16 protein-coding genes and 8 tRNA genes are annotated in these 19,473 nt (G+C 64.1%); 19 read left to right on the top strand and 5 right to left on the bottom strand.

From position 1 onward, the window contains the following. Window positions 1-5: 5 nt before the first annotated feature. Together IM816_RS11520 and IM816_RS11515 are read right to left on the bottom strand one after the other, a co-directional pair. Complete coding sequence (locus IM816_RS11520; RefSeq protein WP_250338180.1) at window positions 6-377, bottom strand: Mth938-like domain-containing protein; 372 nt, start codon at window positions 375-377, stop codon at window positions 6-8. Between the two features lie 5 nt (window positions 378-382). Next, window positions 383-679: a YhbY family RNA-binding protein gene (locus IM816_RS11515; RefSeq protein WP_072321395.1), complete on the bottom strand. Its 297-nt coding sequence runs from the start codon at window positions 677-679 to the stop codon at window positions 383-385. Between the two features lie 83 nt (window positions 680-762). On the opposite strand from IM816_RS11515, the gene rlmE reads away from it, so the two are divergent. The 8 genes from rlmE (at window position 763) to IM816_RS11475 (ending at window position 4,370) form a co-directional block, all read left to right on the top strand. Beyond that, window positions 763-1,413 (top strand): 23S rRNA (uridine(2552)-2'-O)-methyltransferase RlmE, encoded by a 651-nt coding sequence (rlmE, locus tag IM816_RS11510; protein WP_072321394.1) that lies wholly within the window; start codon window positions 763-765, stop codon window positions 1,411-1,413. Then, window positions 1,410-3,341, top strand: a complete 1,932-nt coding sequence (gene ftsH, locus IM816_RS11505) for an ATP-dependent zinc metalloprotease FtsH (RefSeq protein WP_250338179.1) — start codon at window positions 1,410-1,412, stop codon at window positions 3,339-3,341. The genes rlmE and ftsH overlap by 4 nt, the downstream gene beginning before the upstream one ends. 223 nt (window positions 3,342-3,564) lie before the next feature. After that, window positions 3,565-3,641, top strand: a tRNA-Arg gene (locus tag IM816_RS11500). A gap of 141 nt (window positions 3,642-3,782) precedes the next feature. Beyond that, window positions 3,783-3,859: transfer RNA gene (locus IM816_RS11495), tRNA-Pro, on the top strand. A 24-nt stretch (window positions 3,860-3,883) separates the two neighbouring features. Next, window positions 3,884-3,960: transfer RNA gene (locus IM816_RS11490), tRNA-Arg, on the top strand. 14 nt (window positions 3,961-3,974) lie between these two features. Continuing rightward, window positions 3,975-4,051 (top strand) — tRNA-His (locus IM816_RS11485). Between the two features lie 21 nt (window positions 4,052-4,072). Then, window positions 4,073-4,148 (top strand) — tRNA-Lys (locus IM816_RS11480). Between the two features lie 137 nt (window positions 4,149-4,285). Next, window positions 4,286-4,370, top strand: a tRNA-Leu gene (locus IM816_RS11475). 44 nt (window positions 4,371-4,414) lie between these two features. Here the strand turns inward: IM816_RS11475 and IM816_RS11470 are convergent. Beyond that, window positions 4,415-5,794 carry an MFS transporter gene (locus tag IM816_RS11470; RefSeq protein ID WP_425602644.1) on the bottom strand — a complete coding sequence of 460 codons (1,380 nt, stop codon included), beginning with the start codon at window positions 5,792-5,794 and terminating at the stop codon, window positions 4,415-4,417. Between the two features lie 98 nt (window positions 5,795-5,892). Between IM816_RS11470 and soxR the strand changes: the two genes are divergently transcribed. From soxR to fabV, 10 genes are all read left to right on the top strand, one after another. Next, on the top strand, window positions 5,893-6,327 hold the full coding sequence (gene soxR, locus IM816_RS11465; protein WP_250338177.1) for a redox-sensitive transcriptional activator SoxR: 435 nt from the start codon (window positions 5,893-5,895) through the stop codon (window positions 6,325-6,327). A gap of 176 nt (window positions 6,328-6,503) precedes the next feature. After that, complete coding sequence (gene tig, locus IM816_RS11460) at window positions 6,504-7,796, top strand: trigger factor (RefSeq protein WP_250338176.1); 1,293 nt, start codon at window positions 6,504-6,506, stop codon at window positions 7,794-7,796. A 53-nt stretch (window positions 7,797-7,849) separates the two neighbouring features. Continuing rightward, on the top strand, window positions 7,850-8,476 hold the full coding sequence (clpP, locus tag IM816_RS11455; protein ID WP_425602643.1) for an ATP-dependent Clp endopeptidase proteolytic subunit ClpP: 627 nt from the start codon (window positions 7,850-7,852) through the stop codon (window positions 8,474-8,476). A 103-nt stretch (window positions 8,477-8,579) separates the two neighbouring features. Beyond that, window positions 8,580-9,875 carry an ATP-dependent Clp protease ATP-binding subunit ClpX gene (gene clpX / locus IM816_RS11450; RefSeq protein ID WP_072321389.1) on the top strand — a complete coding sequence of 432 codons (1,296 nt, stop codon included), beginning with the start codon at window positions 8,580-8,582 and terminating at the stop codon, window positions 9,873-9,875. Window positions 9,876-10,048: 173 nt separating this feature from the next. Further along, window positions 10,049-12,547: an endopeptidase La gene (lon, locus tag IM816_RS11445; protein WP_250338175.1), complete on the top strand. Its 2,499-nt coding sequence runs from the start codon at window positions 10,049-10,051 to the stop codon at window positions 12,545-12,547. Window positions 12,548-12,876: 329 nt separating this feature from the next. Beyond that, window positions 12,877-13,149 carry an HU family DNA-binding protein gene (locus IM816_RS11440; protein ID WP_072321387.1) on the top strand — a complete coding sequence of 91 codons (273 nt, stop codon included), beginning with the start codon at window positions 12,877-12,879 and terminating at the stop codon, window positions 13,147-13,149. 15 nt (window positions 13,150-13,164) lie between these two features. Beyond that, a tRNA-Val gene (locus IM816_RS11435) sits at window positions 13,165-13,239 on the top strand. A 9-nt stretch (window positions 13,240-13,248) separates the two neighbouring features. Next, window positions 13,249-13,325: transfer RNA gene (locus IM816_RS11430), tRNA-Asp, on the top strand. Between the two features lie 86 nt (window positions 13,326-13,411). Beyond that, window positions 13,412-15,322: a SurA N-terminal domain-containing protein gene (locus tag IM816_RS11425; protein ID WP_250338174.1), complete on the top strand. Its 1,911-nt coding sequence runs from the start codon at window positions 13,412-13,414 to the stop codon at window positions 15,320-15,322. Window positions 15,323-15,350: 28 nt separating this feature from the next. Continuing rightward, entirely contained in the window at window positions 15,351-16,556 is a 1,206-nt protein-coding gene (fabV, locus tag IM816_RS11420) for an enoyl-ACP reductase FabV (RefSeq protein ID WP_250338173.1), read from the top strand. A 6-nt stretch (window positions 16,557-16,562) separates the two neighbouring features. Here the strand turns inward: fabV and IM816_RS11415 are convergent, their stop codons facing one another. After that, the gene (locus tag IM816_RS11415; protein ID WP_250338172.1) at window positions 16,563-17,852 is read right to left on the bottom strand and encodes a transglycosylase SLT domain-containing protein; all 1,290 of its coding nucleotides are present in this window, start codon (window positions 17,850-17,852) and stop codon (window positions 16,563-16,565) included. After that, the gene (gene gloB, locus IM816_RS11410) at window positions 17,849-18,616 is read right to left on the bottom strand and encodes a hydroxyacylglutathione hydrolase (protein WP_250338171.1); all 768 of its coding nucleotides are present in this window, start codon (window positions 18,614-18,616) and stop codon (window positions 17,849-17,851) included. The genes IM816_RS11415 and gloB overlap by 4 nt, the downstream gene beginning before the upstream one ends. A gap of 167 nt (window positions 18,617-18,783) precedes the next feature. Between gloB and IM816_RS11405 the strand changes: the two genes are divergently transcribed. Beyond that, complete coding sequence (locus tag IM816_RS11405) at window positions 18,784-19,473, top strand: methyltransferase domain-containing protein (RefSeq protein ID WP_250338170.1); 690 nt, start codon at window positions 18,784-18,786, stop codon at window positions 19,471-19,473.

The following is a 19,473-nucleotide window of genomic DNA, read 5'->3' as shown; positions in this document are numbered from 1 at the left end:
TGCCCTCAGGGCAGGATGAACGCCGCCACGACGCGCCGGCCTTCGCCGGCCAGCAACGTATAAGTACGTGCCGCGGCACCGTTGGTCATGGCTTCGATGCCGATCCCACGGCGAAGAAAGGCCGCCATGACCTCGGCGGGCGGAAAGACCTGGCGCTGGCCGGTACCAAGCAGAACCAGCTCGGGCGCCAGCGCGACAATCGTCTCGATATCGGCGAGGCCGAGCTGGGAGGCGTCGGTAACGCTCCAGTCCTCGACCACCTTCTCGGGGGTCAGCAGGAGACTCTTGTGGAAGTCGCGATCGACGATGGTGATGGTGTCGGCGCCGACGCGGCGCACGAAGAGGTACTCACCGGGATGTTCGAACGAGAGTTCCATGGGGGTTACCGGGGCAGGGCGAGCTTCGGATCCTGCTCGTTACGGCGGAAGAGGACGACCACGTGGCCGATCTCCTGCACGGTTTCGGCGCCGGTCTGGCCCGTGAGAAAGGCGATCTGTTCCTGGCGCTCGTCCTTGTCGCCCCCGGAAAGCTTCACCTTGACCAGTTCGTGGATGTCCAGGGCCTGGCCCAGTTCCTTGGCGACAGCCTCGGTGGCGCCCTTGTTGCCCAGAAGGATCACGGGACGGAGGTCGTGGGCGAGGCTGCGCAGGTAGCGGCGCTGTGTAGGGGAAAGCGACATTGCGTTCAGGTTCGATGTGCGGCGGATAGGCGGCAAAGGGTATCATGCGTGGCCCTAACACTTCTCCCGCCGGTCGGACTCCGATGTCACGCAGCAAGAGCAGTTCCCGCTGGCTTCGGGAGCATTTCGACGACGTTTACGTCAAGCGTGCCCAGGCAGAGGGGCTGCGCTCCCGCGCGGTCTTCAAGCTCGAAGAGCTGATCGACCGCGACCGCCTGATCAAGCCGGGCATGACCATCGTCGACCTGGGCGCCGCACCCGGCGGCTGGTCGCAGCTCGCCCGTCAGCGGCTCGGCGACACCGGCAAGGTCATCGCCCTCGACATTCTGCCCATGGCCGGGCTGGCCGGTGTGGATTTCATGCAGGGCGATTTCCGCGAGGAATCGGTGCTGCACGAGCTCGAGGCCAAGCTGGACGGTCAGAAAGTCGATCTTGTCCTGTCCGATATGGCCCCCAATATGTCCGGTGTGGCACTCGCCGACCAGATTCGCGCCATGGACCTTTGCGACCTCGCCCGGCAGTTCAGCCTCGATTGGCTGAAACCCGGGGGATCGTTCCTGGTAAAACTGTTCCAGGGGGCGGGATTCGATGAGTACCTCAAGAACTTGCGCGCGGACTTCAGTCGCGTGACGATGCGTAAACCGAAGGCCTCCCGCGCGCGTTCGCGAGAGGTCTATGCTCTGGCGACCGGCCTCAAGTCCGCGTCCCGGCAACCTGGCGAGAACCGCGCATGAATGAGATGGCAAAAAACCTGTTGCTCTGGCTGATCATCGCGGTGGTCTTGCTAACCGTGTTCCAGACCTTCAACCCGCACGCCGGTTCGTCGCAGGACATGTCCTACACGACCTTCGCGCAACAGGTGGACAACGGCAACGTCGCGAGCAGCACGATCACCTCGACGGCTCCCCCGACCATTACGGGCAAGCTGAAAGACGGCAGCGCCTACCGCACCGTGGTGCCGGTGGTCGGCATGTCGACCAGCGACCTCGTGAAGCAGATGCGCGACAAGGGCGTCGAGCTTCGCCAGGAGCCCGCGGACAACGGCTTCTCGCTGCTCGGTCTGCTCTTCAACTGGCTGCCCATCATCATCTTCGTGGCTGTGCTGATCTGGTTCATGCGCCAGATGCAGGCAGGCTCCGGCGGTCGCGGTGCCATGAGCTTCGGCCGCTCGCGCGCCAAGCTGCAGGGCGAGGACCAGGTCAAGGTCAATTTCAGCGACGTCGCCGGTTGCGACGAAGCCAAGGAAGAAGTCGGCGAACTCGTCGAGTTTCTCCGTGATCCGGGCAAGTTCCAGAAGCTCGGCGGCAAGATCCCGCGCGGCGTGCTGATGGTGGGCCCGCCCGGTACCGGCAAGACGCTGCTCGCCAAGGCGATTGCGGGCGAAGCCAAGGTGCCGTTCTTCTCGATCTCGGGTTCCGACTTCGTCGAAATGTTCGTCGGCGTCGGTGCCAGCCGCGTACGCGACATGTTCGAGCAAGCGAAGAAGCACGCTCCCTGCATCATCTTCATCGACGAAATCGACGCCGTCGGTCGCCATCGCGGCGCCGGCATGGGTGGCGGTCACGATGAGCGCGAGCAGACCCTGAACCAGTTGCTGGTGGAAATGGATGGCTTCGAGGGTACCGAAGGCATCATCGTCATTGCCGCCACCAACCGTCCGGACGTGCTCGACCCGGCGCTGCTGCGCCCCGGTCGCTTCGACCGCCAGGTGGTCGTAGGTCTGCCGGACGTCAAGGGTCGTGAGCAGATCCTTAAAGTGCACATGCGCAAGGTGCCTACGTCCTCGGACGTGGATGCCATGACCATCGCACGCGGCACGCCGGGCTTCTCCGGTGCCGACCTCGCGAACCTCGTCAACGAGGCCGCGCTGTTCGCCGCGCGCGAGAACGCACGCGAAGTGCGCATGAGCCACATGGACCGCGCCCGCGACAAGATCCTCATGGGTGCCGAGCGCCGCTCCATGGCGATGAACGACGAAGAGAAGCGTCTGACCGCCTACCACGAAGCGGGCCACGCCATCATCGGCCGCCTCGTGCCGGAACACGATCCGGTCTACAAGGTCACCATCATCCCGCGCGGTCGCGCGCTGGGCGTGACGATGTACCTGCCGGAAGGCGACCGCTACAGCATGAACAAGGTGGCGATTGAATCGCAGCTCTGCTCGCTGTACGGCGGCCGCGTGGCGGAAGAGATCATCTTCGGTCACGACAAGGTCACCACCGGGGCCTCCAACGACATCGAGCGCGCTACGAAGATGGCGCGCAACATGGCGACGAAGTGGGGTCTGTCCGACGAGCTCGGTCCGGTCACGTACGGCGAGGAAGAAGACGAGGTCTTCATCGGTCGCTCCGTCACGCAGCACAAGAGCGTCTCGAACGAGACCGCACGCAAGATCGACGAAGTGGTGCGCACCATCCTCGATCGCGCCTACGCGCGCAGCAAGGAACTGCTCACCACGAATATCGACAAGCTGCACGTGATGGCCGAGGCGCTGCTGCAGTACGAGACCATCGATGCACGTCAGATCGACGACATCATGAATGGTCGCGAGCCGGGTCCGCCGGCCGACTGGCAGAAGCCGGGTCCGACGCCGCCTCCGCCGCCGCGTGGTGATGCAGGCTCCGCACCGGACAAGGTCGGCAAGCCAGCCACGCAGCTTTAAGAGAGAAGGGCGGCCATGTGCCGCCTTTTCTTTGTCCGCACAGCCTCGGTGAAATCGCTGCACGCGTCCGCGTTCGGACGGCTATTTACCGTCGTGTTACCGATTCGCGAAAAAAAAGATGCAAAAAGTGTTGACGCACACGCCGGATATCTGAATAATTCCGCTTCTCGACACGGCGGCAACGCTTCGCGGCGAAAGTCACCGGGTCAAAGGTTTAAAGTGTGCGCCCGTAGCTCAGTTGGATAGAGTACCAGGCTACGAACTTGGTGGTCGGGAGTTCGAATCTCTCCGGGCGCACCATCTTTAAGCAAGACCGATGCGCTAGCGCAAAGGTCGCGGTAGTTGAAAGTGTGGTGTGTTCATGCGGATTGACGGGCTTGGCTTTGACCCGTAACATTTGAAAGCTTCACCCCAGCAGTATCGGGATGGTGCTTGAAGTTTCGGGGTATAGCTCAGTCTGGTAGAGCGCCAGCTTTGGGAGCTGGATGTCGGGGGTTCGAATCCCTCTGCCCCGACCAGTTGGCGTTCTACGTACAGTGCCTGCGCCTGTAGCTCAACCGGATAGAGCATCGGCCTTCTAAGCCGACGGTTGCAGGTTCGATTCCTGTCGGGCGCGCCAGATGGTGTTTTATGGTGGGCGTAGCTCAGCTGGTTAGAGTACCGGATTGTGATTCCGGATGTCGTGGGTTCGAGTCCCATCGTCCACCCCACTTACAACGCAAGTTTCAAACGGGCCGTTAGCTCAGTTGGTAGAGCAGTTGACTCTTAATCAATTGGTCGTAAGTTCGAATCTTACACGGCCCACCAATTCGAAAGACCCGGAGAAATCCGGGTCTTTTTTTGTTTCGGATAGGGGAATTTGCGTGTAGGCGTAAGGCTGGAATGCATCAAATGCAAACGCGATTCTGGACCCCGTTCACCCTGGCGCCCTAGAATGACGGCGCGCGAGAGTGGCGGAATTGGTAGACGCACCAGATTTAGGTTCTGACGCCGCAAGGCGTGCGGGTTCGAGTCCCGCCTCTCGCACCATCGTTCTAAGACGTCAATGTCACTGACGGTACGACGTGCGCATCTCACGCACGCGGCTCCGTCCGCCGCGCAACGATCGTGCTCACCACGGCGAGCGCCACCGTAATGGCGAAGTTCGCCGCGAACGCAGCCGTTGCCGACACGTCGAGCAACACGCCGAACAACGACCCGCCGATGGCGAGCGTCGTCGCAACCATGAGCGATTCGCAAAGCTGCAGCGCGGAGCTGTTGGTGCCTTGCTCATGCTCGCTGGACATCGACAGAGCGAGCACGGCGACCGTGCCGTAGAGCATGCCCATGCCGAGCCCGGTGAGAAGCCAACCCGCGACCGACGCTGCGACCGGCATCCACGGAAAGGTGCTCATTGCAGCCGCGATCGAGCCGAACACCATCAAGACCGTGCCCCGGCGTAGCAGCGTCTGCCGCGAGACCTTCGCGTAGTGACCCTGATACCACGATCCCGAAAACCAGCCGATGGCGCCGACGCTGATTGCCAGACCGGCCCACATCGGAGACAGGTCATGCTCGCGGGAGAAGGCCAGCGGCAGGAAGGCCTCGGTGCCGAAGAAGGCGGAAGCGGCCACGCCGCGTAGCGCGACCACGGCCGGAAGGCCGCGCGCGGCGCGTAGCGTGCCTGGGGGCAGCAGCCGTCTGCCGCAGACGAACAGCAATGCCAGCGCCGGCACCAGCAGGACGGCTACCGTCCAGCCGTGCTCCTGACCGGCGACGAACAGCAGGCAGGCACCGAGCGACGCTCCGATGGCGTTGCCCATGCGGCTTGCCGTGCCCGATGCCTGGTGATCCGTGGGGCCGAGGTTATGCATCGCACCGCGCAGGCCCGCGGCAGCGGGAATCGCCAGCAGTGGCACGGCCAGAAAGACCCAGCGCCAGCCGAAGTGCTCGACCACGAAGCCGCTGAGCGCCGGGCCGATGAGAGCAGGTACCACCCATCCAGCGGAGAACGCCGCGAAGACTTTCGGGCGCAGCGCTTCGGGATAAAGCCGACCCACGATCACATACAGCGCCGGAGACAGGCAGCCGGCGCCCAGGCCCTGGACGAGCCGGCCCAGGAGCAGGGTGGGCATGTCGCGGGCGAATCCGGCGAGCAGTAGGCCGACCACAAAACCGGCAAGGCCCGTCCACATGGCCGGAGCCGGGCCACGTCGATCGCTCCATCGGCCGGACAGCGCCATGCCGATGACGCTCGTGGCGAGCACGCCGCCGAAGGCGAGCGCATAGGCCTTGAGACCGTTCAGCTCGCGCGCCACGGTTGGCATGGCGGTGGTGACTGCCAATGCCTCGAAGGCGATCAAGGAAATGAGGGCGACCATGCCCAGGGTGGCGGCCCGGTAGGGCGGCGCGAGAATCCCCTCGGCCCGCGGTGTGGCAGGGGAAGCAAGGAGGTTCGGGTCGGATGTTCCCACGTTCATTCGGGTTCCTGGCGGGGCGGGGAGTGTCGCACGCTTGCGCGGGCGGTCAGGCCGATGCAGGATGCAACCTCAACCATTATTTAGGTCAAGCGATGCGGGAACTGACCGTCGGAGAAGCGGCGAAACGCTCGGGCCTCGCCGTGTCGGCGCTGCACTTCTACGAGCGCAAGGGCCTCATTCGCAGCCTCCGCACGGCAGGCAACCAGCGTCGCTACGGAGCCGACGTGCTGCGGCGCCTCGCCATCATCCGGGTAGCCCAGCGGGTGGGTATGCCGCTGGGGGCGGTCCGGCGGGCCTTCGATACGCTGCCGCACGAACGCACCCCCACGCGCGAGGAGTGGACGCAGATGTCGGCGGCGTGGCGCGACGAGCTGGAGGCGCGCATCGACCAGTTGCTCAATCTCAAGGATCGGCTGACCGACTGCATCGGCTGCGGCTGCCTGTCCCTGACGGCCTGCAGCCTCGCGAATCCGGGGGACGCGCTGGCTGTCGAGGGAGCCGGCCCGAGGCGTTGGAGCGCCGGCTGAGGCAGGTTGCGGCGGCAGGAGGCCAAAACGTAGAATGGGCAGTCATTTGCGGGGTTTTTCGCCGCTGGGGAACAGGTCGCGGCGACCGGCCCGGTTTCGCGGTGGATCCCTTGGTTTCGGTTACGGCGACGGATGTTCGCCATCGCGCCACGTCCGTGGTGGTTTCAGGAGAGGTCATGCAGGTTTCGGTTGAGAATGTCGGCAAGCTCGGGCGCAAGCTCACGGTGAAGTTCCCGGCTGAGCGTCTGGAGACGCAGGTCAGCGAGCGCATCGCGGAAATGGGTCGCACGGTGCGCCTGAAGGGCTTCCGTCCCGGCAAGGTGCCGGCCAACGTGATCAAGCAGCGCTTCGGCGCGCAGGTCCGTGGCGAAGCGCTGTCGGAGCTCATCGGCAGTACGCTGCGCGACGCGTTCCAGCAGGAGAAACTGCAGCCGATCGCCAACCCGTCTGTCGACACCACGGGCAACGCCGAGAACGGCGAGATCGCGTATACGGCCACCTTCGAAGTCATGCCGGAATTCCCGGCCATCGACGTCGCCGCGATCGAGATCGCCCGCCCGAAGGCTGAGGTGAAGGACGCCGACATCGACAAGATGATCGAAACCCTGCGCACCCAGCGTCGCAGCTTCGACGACGTGTCGCGCGCCTCCAAGGACGGCGATTTCGTGATGTTCGAATACGCCGCCGAAGCCGGCGATTACCGCTTCCCGGCCGAAGGCCTGGAGCGCGCTGGCAGCGTGCTCGGCTCCGGCACCCTGTTCAAGGCGCTCGACGAGGCCCTGACCGGCCGTAGCGCGGGCGAAGACCTGGTCCAGGACGTCGCCTTCCCGGCCGACTTCCGCAACCCCGATCTGGCCGGCAAGACCGCCAAGGTCACCTTCAAGATCGTGAAGGTGCAGGAGCCCAACCTGCCGACCGTGGACGCCGAGTTCGTGAAGATGTTCGGCGTCGCCGACGGCGACATCGAGACCTTCCGCAAGGAAGTCCGCGCCAACCTCGAGCGCGAGCTCAAGGCGACGCTCATGGCTCGCCTCAAGGCGGAAGTGGCCGAAAAGCTCGCCGCGGCCTACCCGGACCTCGATGTGCCGGAGCTGATGGCCAACGCCGAAGCCCGCAGCCTCGCCTCCGGTAACCTGCCGCGCGGCCAGGAGCCGAGCCCGCAGATGGTGGAAGAAGCCCTGCCGTTTGCCCGCAAGCGCGTCACCGCGGCGCTGCTCATGGGCGAAATCGCCCGCAAGAACGAGCTGCGCCTGGACCGTAAGCGCATGAACGAGATGCTGGCCGCCATCGCCTCCACGTACGAGGAGCCGGAGAAGGTCATTGAACTGTATAACGGTGACCCCCAACTGATGTCGGGACTGCAGAACCGCGTCATGGAAGATCAGGTGGCCGAGTGGGTGGCGGACAACGCCAAGACCACCGACCAGGAACTGAGCTTCGACGAGGTAATGCGGCCGATCGGCGCCTAAGCGCCGATCCATCGCAATAACCGGGCCCCATACGAAGGAGAGACCGCATGTCCATGGCTCCGATCCAGAACCTCAACTTGGTGCCCATCGTCGTCGAACAGACCTCTCGCGGAGAGCGTTCGTACGATATCTACTCGCGCCTTCTCAAGGAGCGCGTGATCTTCGCGGTCGGCCCGGTCGACGATTACATGGCCAATGTCATCGTCGCGCAGCTCCTGTTCCTTGAATCCGAAAACCCGGACAAGGACATCAGCCTGTACATCAACAGCCCGGGCGGCTCCGTCACCGCGGGCATGGCGATCTACGACACGATGCAGTTCGTGAAGCCGGACGTCAGCACGATGTGCATCGGCCAGGCCGCCTCGATGGGCGCCCTCCTGCTGGCCGCTGGTGCGGCAGGCAAGCGCTACTCGCTGCCGCACTCGCGCATCATGATCCACCAGCCGTGGGCGGGCGGTATCTCCGGCCAGGCCACGGACATCGAGATCCACGCACGTGAAATCCTCACGATGCGTGAGCGCCTCAACGCGATCCTCGCCCACCACAGCGGCAAGACGGTGGAAGAGATCGCTCGCGACACCGAGCGTGATCGCTTCATGAGCGGCGCGGAAGCGCAGGCTTATGGCCTGATCGATTCGGTGCTCGACAAGCGCACGGTCGAGACTGTCCGTTCAGCTTGATTGTACTTTTCGCTTGTGAAAACCAGCACTCCGCCCCCGATTCCCGGGGCGGAGTGCTGTGCTATTCTCAAAGCGCACCTGGATTCTCAGTAGGGCCCAAAGCATGAGCGACGAGCGGCAGAGCCGTTCCAACGACGGCGGCAAGATTCTTTACTGCTCTTTCTGCGGCAAGAGCCAGCACGAAGTGCGCAAGCTGATCGCTGGCCCCAGCGTGTTCATCTGCGATGAATGCGTCGAGCTGTGCAACGACATCATCCGCGAGGAACTGGAAGAGAAGGCGGCCTCCGGCCGGACTCAACTCCCGAAGCCGCGCGAGATCATGGAAGCGCTCGACCAGTACGTGGTCGGCCAGACGCGCGCCAAGAAGGCGCTGTCCGTCGCGGTCTACAACCACTACAAGCGTATGGAGTCGCGTCAGAAGAACGACGAGGTCGAACTCGGCAAGTCGAACATCCTCCTGATCGGTCCGACCGGTTCGGGCAAGACGCTGCTGGCCGAAACGCTGGCGCGGCTGCTCAACGTGCCGTTTACCATCGCGGACGCCACCACGCTGACCGAAGCGGGCTATGTGGGTGAGGACGTCGAGAACATCATCCAGAAGCTCCTGCAGAAGTGCGACTACGACGTCGAGAAGGCGCAGAGCGGCATCGTCTACATCGACGAAATCGACAAGATCTCGCGCAAGAGCGAGAACCCGTCGATCACCCGCGACGTGTCCGGCGAAGGCGTGCAGCAGGCCCTCCTCAAGCTCATCGAAGGCACGCTTGCCTCGGTGCCGCCGCAGGGTGGTCGCAAGCATCCGCAGCAGGAGTTCCTGCAGGTCGACACGCGCAACATCCTCTTCATCTGCGGCGGCGCGTTCGCCGGCCTGGAGAAGGTGATTCAGCAGCGTTCCGAAACCACTGGCATCGGCTTCGGCGCCGAGGTTCGCTCCAAGGAGCGTACCGAGAACGTCGGCAAGATGCTCTCCGAAGTGGAGCCGGCGGACCTGGTCCGTTTCGGTCTGATTCCGGAATTCGTCGGTCGTCTGCCGGTTGTTGCCACGCTCGATGAGCTCGACGAGGCCGCACTCGTACAGATCCTCACCGAGCCGAAGAACGCCGTCACCAAGCAGTTCCGCAAGCTGTTCGACATGGAAGGCGCGGAGTTGGAATTCCGCCCCGAGGCGCTGTCTGCCATCGCTCGTCGCGCGCTCAAGCGCAAGACCGGCGCACGCGGCCTGCGTACCATCCTCGAACAGGTGCTGCTCGACACGATGTTCGAACTGCCCTCGCTGGAACACGTCAGCAAGGTTGTGGTCGACGACGCCGTGATCGACGGTCAGGCTGAGCCGTATCTGATCTATCGCGGCAATCTGCAGCAGCAGCGGATCGCGGGCGAGGGTGGCGACGCCGCCTGATTGCGTCCCGCAAGAGCGACTCCGGCGGCCCTGGCGTCTCATGACGCCGGGGCCGTTTTTTCTTGTGGGGCTGCGCTCTTGATCGGTCCTTTGCGAACCACCACTTGACGTGTATGGCGGCTCCGGCGCAGTGTCGAGTCGCGCCCCATCCATCCGAGGGAAACCCCAAGCACATGGCGAAGAATCGCAGCCAAACCCCGATCGGATCCGAGCTGGACCTGTTGCCGGTCCTGCCTCTGCGAGACGTCGTCGTCTATCCGCACATGGTCATTCCGCTGTTCGTGGGTCGCGACAAGTCCATGCGCGCGCTGGAGCGGGCCATGGAAGGCGAGCGGCAGATCCTGCTCGTGGCGCAGAAGAGCCCCGACATCGACGATCCCACCATTGCCGACCTGCATAACGTGGGGACGCTGGCGGGTGTCCTGCAGTTGCTGAAGTTGCCCGATGGCACCGTGAAGGTGCTGGTCGAGGGGCAGTCGCGCGTGCAGGTCGACGCCTTCGAAGACGAAGCCGGCATGATGAGCGGCCGCGCACGCGTCATCGAACCGATCTATAGCAACAACGAACGCGAGCTGGACGTCGTGTCGCGCTCGCTCGTGTCGCTGTTCGAACAGCTGGTGAAGCAGAGCCGCAAGCTTCCGCCGGAAATCCTCGCCACGCTCTCGGGCATCGACGATCCGTCGCGGCTTGCCGACTCCATCGCGGCGCATCTTTCCGTGCGTATGGCGGACAAGCAGCGCGTGCTCGAAACCGCTGACGTCGGTCAGCGTCTCGAACTGCTGATCGGCCTCGTCGATGGCGAAATGGATCTCCAGCAGGTCGAGAAGCGCATCCGCGGTCGCGTCAAGTCGCAGATGGAGAAGAGCCAGCGCGAGTACTACCTCAACGAGCAGATGAAGGCCATCCAGAAGGAGCTGGGTGAGGGTGAGGAAGGCGCGAACGAGATCGAGGAACTGCAGAAGAAGATCGATGCGGCCGGTATGCCCAAGGCCGTGCTCGCAAAGGCGCGCCAGGAATTCAACAAGCTCAAGCAGATGTCGCCGATGTCTGCCGAAGCGACGGTCGTGCGCAACTACCTCGACTGGGTCGTCGGCGTGCCCTGGAAAAAGCGCAGCAAGGTTCGTAAGGATCTCGCGCTGGCCCAGGAAACCCTTGACGCCGATCACTTTGGCCTGGAGAAGGTCAAGGAGCGCATCCTCGAATACCTCGCGGTCCAGCAGCGAGTGAACACGATGAAGGGCCCGATCCTGTGCCTTGTCGGTCCGCCTGGCGTGGGCAAGACGTCGCTCGGCCAGTCGATCGCGAAGGCGACCAATCGCAAGTTCGTCCGCATGAGCCTGGGCGGCGTACGTGACGAAGCGGAAATCCGCGGCCATCGCCGTACCTACATCGGTTCGATGCCGGGACGCATCGTGCAGAACCTCAACAAGGTCGGCACGAAGAACCCGCTGTTCGTGCTCGACGAGATCGACAAGATGTCGATGGACTTCCGCGGCGATCCGTCGTCCGCGCTGCTCGAAGTGCTCGATCCGGAGCAGAACAACGCGTTCAACGATCACTATCTCGAAGTGGATCTCGATCTCTCCGAGGTGATGTGGATCGCCACGGCGAACTCGCTGAATATTCCGGGGCCGCTGCTCGATCGCATGGAAGTCATTCGCATCCCCGGTTACACCGAGGACGAGAAGCTCAACATCGCGCAGAAGTACCTGCTGCCGAAACAGCTCAAGGCCAATGGCCTGAAGGCGGAAGAGCTGGCGATCGCGGAGGATGCGCTGCGTGACATCGTGCGCTATTACACGCGTGAATCCGGTGTGCGCAATCTCGAGCGCGAAATCTCGAAGATCTGCCGCAAGGTGGTGAAGGAGATCGCTCTCGGTACCGTGCCCGCACATGCGAAGGCGAAGGTTGCCAAGACGGCGCGCAAGGGTAAGGCGCTCGCGCCCGATCACGTTCGCGTCGATGGTAGCAATCTCGATCATTACCTCGGCGTGCGCCGCTTCGACTTCGGTCGTGCGGAACAGCAGAACGAGGTGGGTCTGGTTACCGGTCTCGCATGGACGCAGGTGGGCGGCGATCTGCTGAGCATCGAGGCATCGGTGGTGCCGGGTAAAGGCAGGCTGGTGCATACGGGCCAGCTGGGCGATGTGATGAAGGAATCGATCCAGGCGGCGCTCAGCGTTGTGCGCGCACGCGCAGCGGGCCTGGGTATCGAGCCGGACTTCCACGAGAAGCTCGACATCCACATCCACGTGCCCGAAGGCGCCACGCCGAAGGACGGTCCGAGCGCGGGTATCGCGATGTGCACGGCGCTCGTCTCCGCGCTCACCAAGGTGCCGGTGCGCTCCGAGGTGGCGATGACGGGTGAGATCACGCTGCGTGGTCGCGTGCTGCCGATCGGTGGCCTCAAGGAGAAACTGCTTGCGGCGCATCGCGGCGGCATCACCACAGTGATCATTCCGGAAGAAAACCGGAAGGATCTCGTGGACCTGCCGGAGAACATCACCAGCTCGCTCGACATCCATGCGGTGAAGTGGATCGACGAAGTGCTCGACCTCGCTCTCGAACGCCCGCTGGGGCCGAAGGCAGCAACTGACGGCGGCAATGTCGTCGAGGTGCCGAAGGGGCAGGGCAAGCGCAAGGGCAAGGCCTCGCCGTCGCTCACGCACTGATTGTTCATCGTTCAACCACACGAACAAGGGCGCACTTGTGTGCGCCCTTTTCGTTTTCGTCGTCCTGTCACGGAGCATTCGCGATAATGCTTTTTCGGCATTCGCGCAAGCCTCCGAAGTCCATGCTTCAAGCTGAAAGCCTTGGTATTGCTTGTATTGCGATGGTTGGGGGGCACTGGTATAAAGGCCACACCGCCATCGCCCGCGCCGCAAGGGCGCCCTGGATCGCGGGGTTGCCTTGTTGTCCCCGGGCGGCATCAGCAGCCCGAAGTCTTCTCGTGAAGGATCGCCGTCCGGCGATTCGAATTACCTTTGAAGGGAGTTACGTAATGAACAAATCCGAGCTCATCGACGCCATCGCCGAAAAGGCCGAACTGTCGAAGGCCGACGCTGGCCGCGCTCTGCAGGGCCTCATCGAAGCGGTGAAGGATGCCCTCAAGAAGGGTGACGACGTCGCCGTCGTCGGCTTCGGTACGTTCAAGGTGCGCAGCCGCGCTGCCCGTACCGGCCGCAACCCGCGTACGAACGAAGAGATCAAGATCCCGGCGTCCAAGGTTCCGGCCTTCACGGCTGGCAAGGCGCTCAAGGATCACGTAAACTAACTGGTCTTACCGTAGGGGTGCTTAGCTCAGCGGTAGAGCGTCGCCTTTACACGGCGCTGGTCGGGGGTTCGATCCCCTCAGCACCCACCAACGGAAAGTGGAGTGGTAGTTCAGTCGGTTAGAATGCTGGCCTGTCACGCCGGAGGTCGCGGGTTCGAGTCCCGTCCACTCCGCCATTGGTCCGCAAAGGCGCCCGCGTGGCGCCTTTGCTTTGTCTAACGCCGGTAAGGAGTTTTACCGGCGCAACCCTGCGAGTCGCATCATGCTGCAAGCCCTGCGTAACAAGATCCACGGCTGGCCCGCCGCCATCGTGCTCGGCGTCTGCGTTTTCGCCGTCGCGTTCTTCGGCATCGAGTCGTACTTCGTATCGCGCGTCGATACGTACGTTGCGAAGGTGGGAGATCACGAGATCTCGCAGCAGGATTGGCAGCAACGCTTGAACGAATTGCGCCAGCAGGCCGCGCAGGATCCGCGTTCGCCGTTCACGGCCGCAGACCTCGAAAAGCCTGAGCTCAAGCAGCGCGTACTCGACGGCATGATCAGCCAGCAGTTGCTCCTGCAGGCGAACAGCGATCTGGGTCTCACCGTTTCCGATGCCAGCGTGCGTGCCGCCATCGGTGGCGATCCAGGCTTCCAGGTCAACGGGCAGTTCAGCCCGGAGGCCTATCGCGCCATCCTCTCGATGCAGGGCATGAGCCCCGCCATGTACGAGGCCAAGGTGCGTGCGTCGCTTGCCACGCAGCTCATTCCGAGCGCGATTTCCAACACCACGCTGGTGAGCGATGCCGACGTGGATACGTTCTTTCGCCTGCGCCTGCAGCAGCGCGACCTGCGTTTCGTAGAACTCCCGCGACCGTCGCTCACCGATGCGAACGTGCCCGACGCGGAGATCGAAGCGTTCTACAAGTCGCACATCGCCGACTACACCACGCCCGAGCAGGTCTCGGTGCAGTACCTCGAAGTGAAGCAGTCCGACCTCAAGCTCGGCGAACCGACCGACGCGCAGCTTCACGAGTTCTACGACAAGTTCAAGCAGCGCTACGCGCAGCCGGAGCAGCGCGAGGCTTCGCACATCCTCATCAACGTGCCGAAGAACGCCACGCCCGAGCAGCAGAAGGCCGCGCTCGACAAGGCCAAGAAGATCGCGGCGGAAGCCACGCCCGAGAACTTCGCCAAGCTCGCCGCCGAGAATTCGGACGACCTGGGTTCCAAGCGCGGTGGCGGCGATCTCGGCTGGCTGGAGAAAGGCGTGGCGAACCCGGCGTTCGATACCGCGCTGTTCGGCATGAAGAAGGGCGAAATCACCAAGGAACCCGTGCTGTCGCCGGAAGAGGGTTATCACATCATCTGGCTGCGCGATGCCCGCGAAGGCGACGCGAAGCCGTTCGACGAAGTGCGCAGCCAGCTCGCCGCCGATTGGGCGAAGAACGAAGGCGAGCGCCTGTACAACGAGCGCGCCGGTCAGCTCGGCGATCTTGCCGAACGCAACCCGGGCTCGCTAGAACCGGCTGCGAAGGAGCTTGGTCTCGAGATCAAGACCTCGCCGCTGTTCAGCCGTGACGGTGGTGCCGGCATTCCGGACGATCCGAAGTTCGTGCAGGCCGCGTTCGCCGACGACGTGCTTAACCAGGGCAACAACTCTTCGCTGGTTCAGGTCGGCAAGGGCGATGCTGTGGTCATGCACCTCGCCAAGCACAATCCGGCCGCGCCGAAGGCGCTGGCAGACGTCAAGGACAGCGTGCGCCAGCGCATCCTCGACGAGCGCGTGGATGCGCTGGCGAAGAAGCAGGCCGACGAACTCGTCGCGCAGCTCGCCAAGGGCGGTGACATCGCCAGCCTGACGAAGGCGCCGGTACGCAGCCTCACGGGTCTGGATCGCAACAAGATCGGCGCCATCACTGACGTCCCGCCGGCCATTCTGCAGCAGGCATTCACGCTGCCGCATCCGGTCGCCAACAAGCCGTCGTGGGCGACCGTGCCGACCGGCAACGGTACCTACGCGCTGGTGTCGGTGGACAAGGTCGTGGAAGGCGATCCGTCGAAGGTCGAGAAGGCTCAGCGCGACGCGCTGCGTGGCCAGATGATGGACGCCATGGCCCAGGCCGCCGCGCTCGAATACATCGACTCGTTGAAGGCTCGCGCGGACATCAAGATCGCGCAGGACCGCATGTAAGACCGTCTCGCTCGCAAAGGAACGACCCGTGATCATCCAGCCCAAGGTCCGTGGCTTCATCTGCACCACCGCTCATCCGGTGGGTTGCGCGAAGAACGTCGAAGAACAGATTGCCATCACGCGTGCCAGCGGCGCGTTTGCGGATGGCCCGAAGCGCGTGCTGGTGATCGGCGCGTCTACTGGCTACGGTCTGGCGTCACGCATCACCGCGGCGTTCGGCCACGGTGCTGCCACGCTCGGCGTGTTCTTCGAGAAGCCGTCCAGCGAAGCGAAGACGGGTACGGCAGGTTGGTACAACTCGGCGGCGTTTGATCGTCTTGCGCGCGAGCAGGGGCTGTTCAGCCGCTCGATCAACGGCGACGCGTTCGCCGATGAGACGCGCGCCAAGGCCATCGAGATCATCCGCAACGAGATGGGCGGCAAGGTCGATCTCGTCGTCTATTCGCTGGCGTCGCCGGTGCGAAAGCTGCCGAAGACCGGTGAAGTCGTGCGCTCTGCGCTGAAGACGATCGGCGAGACGTTCACCGCGTCGTCCGTCGACACGAACAAGGACGCCGTGGTCATGGCCACGGTGGATCCGGCGACGGAGCAGGAAATCAAGGACACCGTCACCGTCATGGGGGGCGAGGATTGGGCCCTGTGGATCGATGCGCTGTCCGAGGCGGGCGTGCTGGCAGACAACGCCACCACCATCGCGTACAGCTACGTCGGTACCGAGATCACCTGGCCGATCTACTGGCACGGCACGCTGGGCCAGGCCAAGCAGCACCTCGATCGTACGGCGAAGGAGCTGCGCGAGCGCCATGCGGCGAGCGGTCTGCGCTCCTATGTCGGCGTGATGAAGTCGGTGGTCACCCAGGCCAGCTCCGCGATTCCGGTGATTCCGCTCTACGTGTCGATGGTCTTCAAGATCATGAAGACCAAGGGCATTCACGAAGGCACGATCGAGCAGATCAACCGTCTGTTCCACGATCGCCTCTATCGCGCCGACGGTGCAGTACCCGAGACCGATGCTGAAGGCCGCCTGCGCCTCGACGACTGGGAGCTGCGCGAGGACGTGCAGAGCGAATGCAAGGCGCTGTGGCCGAACGTCACTACCGAGAACCTTTGGGAAGTGACCGACTACGCGGGCTACAAGCACGACTTCATCAAGCTGTTCGGCTTCGAAGCGAACGGCGTGAACTACGAAGCGGACATCAGCCCGGACGTCCAATGGGACGTCGTGCAGCTCTAAGGCGACTCAGCGCGACGCCGTCAGCTTGAGAACCTGCCCAGGCTTCACCGCCTGGGTCTGCAGGTCGTTCCACTTCATCAATTGCTCGACGCTCACCTGATGACGGCGAGCGATCGACCACAACGATTCCCCGTTGTTGACCTTGTGGATGACGACTTTCGTGTCGTCTGCCTTCGTCTTGCTCGTCACCGGTGCCTTCGCGACATCGGCAGCCTTCGTGCGCGAAGGCGTCTTGCCGCTCTTGGTCGACTTGGCGGTCTTGCCGCGCTTGCCGGTCTTGGTCGGGACGTCGGCGTCTGCCTCGTCTACATCCGCATCGGCGACGTCAGCCACCGGATCGACAGGCCCCAGGCGGTACTGATCGGCGGCCGACTTCGGCAACAGCAGGCTCGAACTGACGGTGCCCTTGGTAGTGCGATACGCAGGATTGAAATCGCGCAGGTCGTTCATCGACAGGCCCGACTGCTTCGCGGCCTGCGCGAGCGATTGCGGCCCCGAGACGGTCACGACCTGCAAGGTGTTTTCCCGATCCTGCCGCGGCAGGCTGACGTTGAAGCGGGCGGGATCGCGCACGATGCACGCCATCGCCATCAGCTTCACCAGGTGTTCCTTCGTGCCGGCCTTCATGGGCACATCGGGCAGGCCGTCGTCTCCGCTGGGGCCGCCGTGCTTGTCGATCGTCTTCTTCAGCCCGAACTCGCCCGCGTTGTAGGCCACGTCGACCAGGCGCCAGTCGCCGAGGTCGTCGTAATAGCGGCGCATCATGTTCATCACCGACTCGGTGGACTTGGTGATGTCCAGGCGCTCGTCGTAATTCTTGTCCACACGCAGGCCGAGCGTGCGCGCGGTCTGCGGCATGATCTGCCACATACCGGCAGGGCGATTCTTGCCGCCCGGCACGTGCCGATATTGGCTTTCCACCCAGGGCAGCAGGGCGAACTCGCCTGCCACGCTGTGCTTCATCGCCGACTTGTGCGCATAGACGATGAGCGGCAGTACCTCGTTCACCTGCTGCTCGAAGCGATTCGGTTGCCGGGTATACATGCGAGCCCAGGCCAGAACCTGCGGGTCGGCTTCGCAGCCCGGCATGGCGAAGCTGTCGCGCATGTCGGCCCAGAAGTCCGCCGGCTGGTCGGGGCGCATCAGCTTCGGTGCCATCGTCACGTCCTCCACCGGCGCCACGGGCGCGACGGTGGGGGCTGCCGCCTGCGGTACCGGCTTCGGCACGCCGCCGGCACACGCCGTCAGAAACAAAGAAATGAGTGCAGGAAGCAGGCGGCGAGCGGGCAGGTTCATGCGGCGAATGTGTCCTTGGCCTTGCGCAACGCGGCGAAGCGCGCGACGCGTGCGGCCTGATCGTGTCCTTGAAGATCGGCCCACTGAGCGACCGATGGGCTGTCCACGCGCAGGAAGGGATTGGTGGCGTATTCGTCGGCGAGGCGCGAGGGCACGCTGGGTGCTCCCGCTACGCGGAGCTCAGCGACTTCATCCCGGCGACGCAGCAGGGCGTCGTTGTCGGGTTCCACGCTTAGGGCAAAGCGGATGTTGGACGCGGTGTATTCGTGCGCACAGCAGACCAGGGTGTCCGGCGGCAGGTCGGCAAATCGGTCCAGTGACGCGAGCATCTGCTCCGGAGTGCCTTCGAAGAGGCGACCGCAGCCGACGCTGAACAACGTGTCGCCGCAGAACAGGAAGCCCTCACCGTAATAAGCAATGTGCGAGGAGGTGTGCCCGGGCACGCCGATGACCTTGAAGCTCGCGCGTGGCGCGTCCAGGGTGAACGTGTCGCCGTCGCCGACGATCTGGTTCTTCGGCTGGATGCGCGGATCGGCCGAGGCATAGACCTCGACGTCGTGGCGACTCACCAGCTCGGACACGCCGCCGACGTGGTCGTTATGGTGGTGGGTCAGCAGGATCGCCGTCAGCCGCCAGCCGCGCTCGGCCAACGCGGCTTCGACAGGGGCGGCTTCACCGGGATCCACGACGAAGGCATTGCCCTCGTCGTCGGCGACCAGCCAGATGTAGTTGTCGCTCAAGGCCGCGACGGGGACCCAATGCATCGGGCGAACTCCGTGACGTCGATGGGGCGCGAACACCCGTGGAATGGCCGCCGGGAAAGTGTGAAGACCGGGCGGGGCGCGCCGGACTATATCAGCCGGTTCCGGGCTGCTCGTTAGCTAGTCGTTAACGGTGCGCCCCCCGTTCAACCACACTACACTCGGTGGGCATGCCTCACTTCGCACCCGACATTTACACCACGCCCCAGGTCGGCAAGCTGCTGGCGGATGAAGCGCGGGTATTGGCGCCCTTGCTGTCTCGCTGCACAGGAGACCACGGGCTGCATCTCACGACCTCGGCCCCTGCCGAGCCGCCTGCCATCCCGTTGCTCGGCCACTGGGCCACGGTGAGGGTGGCTGGCAAGGCGCTGGGCGGCGATGTGATTGCCAGCGGGCTGGAACCGCTTCCATTCGTCGACGAGGCCTTCGGCGTGGTGCTGCTGCGCCATGCGCTGGAAACCACGTCGCGCCAGGACAACCTGTTGGACGAGGCGATCCGTGTGCTGGCGCCGGGCGGCATGCTCGCCATCACGGGCATCCACCCCGTGGGCCTGTGGTCGCCCTGGGTGGCCCGGCAGAGTCGTGGCCCGCGCCCGCGGCTGACCTGGCCCTGGTGGTGGAGCCAACGCCTCGTGCGCGACGAGTTCGATCTGTCGGTGCCGCGCCGCGTCGGCAGCGCCTGGCCGCGCACGGGCGGCACCGCGACTGGCGAATCCCTGGTCGGCGGCGGCTATCTGCTGGTGGCGCGCAAAAAACGCCCGGCAGCGGTACCCTTGCGCCCCCGCGCCGCGGTGGTGCCGTCGCCTATACCCGGCACGCTCGCCTCCGGCGCCCGCCGCAATGCCCGCGAAACTCTCTAG

This window comes from Luteibacter flocculans (assembly GCF_023612255.1).
In the GTDB taxonomy this organism is placed as follows: Bacteria; Pseudomonadota; Gammaproteobacteria; order Xanthomonadales; family Rhodanobacteraceae; genus Luteibacter; species Luteibacter flocculans.
Note: the sequence above shows the minus strand (reverse complement) of the source record. Positions and strands in the feature narration are given on the sequence as shown.